Raw genomic sequence first — 4,185 nt, 5'->3', positions numbered from 1 at the left:
CTGTCAGTGTGAAGATCCGTGTTCAGGAGATCTCCAGGCTGCTTCGAATATCTCCGTCAAGTTTTTAAGGATTGAGCCGTTGCAAAACGCACATCTTAAGAAGCGCGTCATGGCCGCGCTTATCTCCACCGCCGTCGTCGCTGGTGGAACTGTCGTTGCTACCCCGTCCGCGCACGCAGACATTGCTGTTACGAGCAAGTATTCCCAGCTTCCTGCAGATGAGCAGCAGGCAGCTGTGCAGTTCAACTCCAACATCCGCTACCAGCAGGGTGCGTTTAATCAGGCGCACCTGATGTACGCCAACAACTTCGGCCCCGGCTGGTGCATCGACTTTGCGCAGCCCGCTCCGCAGCAGGATTCGCCCTACGTGGTGCGCAAGCTCGACGGCGTTTCCGGCCTGTACGGCTACAACGGTGAGCAGGGCGGCAACCTGGAGATCAACCCGGATATTGAGCGCGCCGCCATCGCCGGCACCAAGCGCATGCTTGACGCGTTTAACAAGGGCGACATGGAGCAGGCTGCGAAGCTGAACTTCGCTCTGCAGGCGCTCCTGTCCAACCACAAGGAGACGCTGAACGATCAGCGCGGCTACATCTACGGTGACATCAAGGAGACCACCGGCGGCTTCCCCAAGATCACCAAGGAGGAGTTCGCACAGTGGACCGGCTTTGAGGTGCTCAAGCAGAGCGGCTCTGTTTCCGGCCAGGCCCAGTACGTCCTGCGCAAGAGCGCCTCCTTCCAGGAAGCGACCAGCAATGTCCAGGACGGCGAGTACGTCACCGTTCTGGTCCCGCGCGACTACAACATCAGCGACGAGCTTGGTAAGGAAGGCACGACTCAGCGCCTCATCACCATCGGTCAGCCGGGCCTGGTTGGCTACGACCCGAACCCGAAGGGCCCGAACGTGACGGTGAAGACCACCACCGTTACCGAGACGCCTGAGGTTGTGACCAAGACCGAGACCGTCCCGGGCAACACCTACACCAAGACGGTTACTGAGCAGCCGGTCACCGAGACCGCACGCAAGACCGTCACCCCGACCTCCACCGTCACCGAGTGGGAGCAGCCGCAGGCTGAGGTGACCAAGACGGTCGAGCCGACCCGCACCGAGACCGAAAACGTCACCCCGCGGACCACGGTGACCGAGGTTGAGCGCGAGGACACCGAGACCGTCACCGAGACCACCACGCTGCCGCAGCGCACCGTCACCGTGCGCAAAGGCACCCCGGTGGTGAAGACCGTGACCGAGAAGGCCACCGCCACCGCAACGGCAACCGGCGACGCGAAGACCGAGGTTGCAACCGTCACGGCTGAGCCGAAGTACGTCACCGAGACGCAGACCCGCCCGGCGACGACCTCCACCAAGACCGTCACCGCCGAGCCGTCCACCGTTACCGCAACCACGACGGTGAAGAACGAGACGCACCAGACGAGCGAGAAGACCATCGAGGTCGAGCGCTTCTTCCGCTCCTACAAGTACGCCTTCAACTTCTCCCAGAAGAAGGACACCCGCGTCATCCCGGTGGAGAAGCTGACCAACTGGAAGATCGACTTTGTCGACGACTCCAACGGCCTGGTCAAGGTGACCAAGTCCAAGGACGGCAAGAGCCTGGACATCACCCCGGTCAAGGAGGGCGAGGGCGATGTGCGCATCGTCGTCGTCGATGGTGAGGGCAACCGCCACGAGTACACCATCCATGTGATCAACAAGGCCGAGAAGAAGATCGAGACCACCGACGTTGTGGTGAACAATCACTACTTCAACGTCTCCATCGCCGGCCACACCCAGACCATCCCGGTCCCGCAGGGCTGGGAGTGGGAGATCACTGAGGGTGGTAACTACATCACCACCAGCGAGAAGGACGGCAAGATCACCGTCAAGCCCAACGATGGTGTCCTCAGCGCTACCGCCAAGATCTCGGTTCACGAGCCGGGCGAGGCTCCGCGCAACGAGAACAACTACATCATCAACATCGCTGCGGACAGCAAGTACGACCAGCACCGCGTGATTGGTAACTCCAACAACTACGTCCTCGAGCTGGACAACATTGCCGGCGAGCCGAAGGTTGTCGAGGGCGAAGACATCGTCGACTCCCTGGAGAAGGACAAGGACGGCAACTGGGTCCTGACCCCGAAGGCCGACAAGACCGGCAAGGTGGTCATCACCGCCAAGGACGAGAAGGGCGACGACTACCAGTTCACCCTGGACGTCCGCCAGGGCACCAACGTGCTCGTCGACGTCGAGACCGCAAACATTAAGCCGAACACCGACGAGGCTGCTGAGCTCAACACCGCCGACGGCGAGTACGAGCTGGAGTTCAAGCAGGGCCAGGACATCGCCACCGTCAACGGCAAGGCCGTCGAGGGCGACACCGTCAAGCTGACCGGCGACACCAACAAGATCCAGGCCTCCGGCGAGGGCGTCATCGTTGCCAACCTCTACGAGATTGTCGACGGCCAGCGCATCCTGGTTGGCGTCTACACCATCATCGCGGGCGACCGCACCAAGGTGGAGACCCAGGAGGTCGAGCGTGAGATCAAGGACCGCCAGACCGTAGAGATCACCAAGGGTGCCGAGGACCACGAGATTGTGGTCGCGGAGGGTGCTGACAACGTCACCACCGCGGTGGTGGAGAAGGACGGCAAGGAGATCACCCGTGTCATGCCGAAGCCGGGCTTCGAGGGCACCGTCGTGGTTGAGGAGCGCCTCGGCGACGAGGTCGTGGTCCGCTACACCATCACGGTGACGCCGAGCGAGGTCAAGGAGCGTAAGCAGGACGTCAAGGCGACTTCCCAGATCAACATCACCCGTGATTCCGACCTGCAGCGCCTGGTCGTGGTCTCCGGCGAGAACCTGCTCAACACCCTGCCCAACGACAAGGACGGCCAGTACACGACCGACTTCAAGCCGGACGCTGAGGGCCAGGTTGTCATCGAGCTGCGCAACTCCCGCGACCTGCCGATCCAGCGCTGGATTCTCAACGTCTCCCCGGTTGCTCCGCGCGAGTACAACTACGAGATCACCGACCGCTCCGAGCTGAAGCTCACCGCGCCGGAGGGCTCCACCTACGAGGTTGTTGAAGGCAAGGACCTGATCAAGGTCACCGAGAACGGCGACCAGATCACCGTCAACCCGGTCGAGGGCGCCGAGGGCAAGGCCGTCGTCGAGTTCACCAAGCCGAACGGCGCCAAGGAACGCTACGTCCTGGACATCACCCCGGTCTCCGGTAATGGTGCCGGCAACGGCTCTAACGGCGAGAGCTCCTTCAAGGTCTCCGAGCTGGGTCACTTCACCGTGACCATTCGCAACGAGAACACCTACAAGGTGATCAAGGGCGAAGAGTTCGTTGACATCACCGAGAAGGACGGCCAGTGGGTCCTCACCCCGAAGGAAGGCACCTCCGGCAACCACGTGGTTGTCGTAGAGACCAACAAGAAGGGTGAGATTGTCAACCGCCACAACATCGAGATCACCGGCCAGGGCAGCGAGCTCTCCTTCCGCGAGGAGCGCCGTGTCCTGGACCGTGACATTGAGACCAAGGTGAACCCGGGCAAGGGCAACACCTTCACTGTGGTTCGCGGCTACGACCTGATTGAGAACCCGGAGCCGGACAAGGCGGGCAACATCAACATCAAGGCCCTGCCGAACAAGTCGGGCACCGTGCTCATTGAGGAGCGCGACAGCAACGGCAACCCGGTCCGCATCATCGAGGCCGAGATCCCGGAGACCTCCGGCGGTTCCTCCATCCCGGCTCCGGAGATCACCTGGAACGAGAAGACCGGCCGCGGCTCCGATGGTTCCATCACCATCGTTGTCGAGGGCAAAGGCGACTTCATCGTTGAGGGCTGCGACAAGGGTGGCAAGTGCACCCAGATCGACCCGGGCAAGATCAAGGACAACGGCGATGGCACCCACACCATCGAGCAGGGCGCTATCCCGGGCGGCACCACTGAGATCCACGTGACCCCGGTGGGCAACGGCGTTGTAGATGAGGGCGGCACCATCAAGATCAACGTCAACGTCGATGCCCAGGGCAACGCCAATGCTGGCGCTGGTCAGGGTGATGTGAATGTTGGGTCGTCTGATCCGAAGTGTATTGCTTCGTTGGTTGGTTTGGCTTCGCCGTTGTTGCTGCTGATCCCGTTGGGTGTGCTGTCTCAGGTGAACATTCCGGGTCTTGAGGG

1 pseudogene is annotated in these 4,185 nt (G+C 61.8%); it reads left to right on the top strand.

Going from position 1 to position 4,185, the window contains the following annotated elements:
• Positions 1-79 precede the first annotated feature (79 nt).
• Positions 80-4,185: pseudogene (locus FPH17_RS11990) on the top strand (hypothetical protein); the annotation flags it as partial.

Source organism: Corynebacterium gottingense (assembly GCF_007559235.1).
GTDB classification, from domain to species: domain Bacteria; phylum Actinomycetota; class Actinomycetes; order Mycobacteriales; family Mycobacteriaceae; genus Corynebacterium; species Corynebacterium gottingense.
This window is presented reverse-complemented; position numbering and strand designations above follow the sequence as displayed.